This window comes from Stenotrophomonas sp. STEN021, assembly GCF_056760175.1.
Genome location: NZ_JBRREH010000182.1, coordinates 1 through 281 on the forward strand (window position 1 = coordinate 1; position 281 = coordinate 281).

The 281-nt window shown below is 60.9% G+C and carries 1 protein-coding gene; it reads right to left on the reverse strand.

Annotation, left to right across the window (positions count from 1 at the left end; translation table 11 throughout):
• On the reverse strand, window positions 1-281 hold a 281-nt coding region (locus ACVOL0_RS20425; RefSeq protein WP_481550635.1), incomplete at both ends, for a transposase.

The following is a 281-nucleotide window of genomic DNA, read 5'->3' on the forward strand; positions in this document are numbered from 1 at the left end:
TACATCTCCTCCAGGTGTGCCTGGATCTCGCGCACGGTCATCCCTCGTGCGTACAGTGACAGGATCTTGTCGTCGAACCCACTCCAACGGGTCTGGTGCTTCGGAATTAGCTTGGGCTCGAAGGTGCCTTGGCGATCGCGTGGCACCTCGATAGGCAGCTCACCAAACTCACCCTTGAGCGTCTTGCGACTGCGGCCGTTGCGGGTGTTGCCAGCACCGTTGGCCACCGGCTCGTGCTTCTCATGCCCCAAGTGCTCGGTCATCTCTGCATCGAGCGCCTT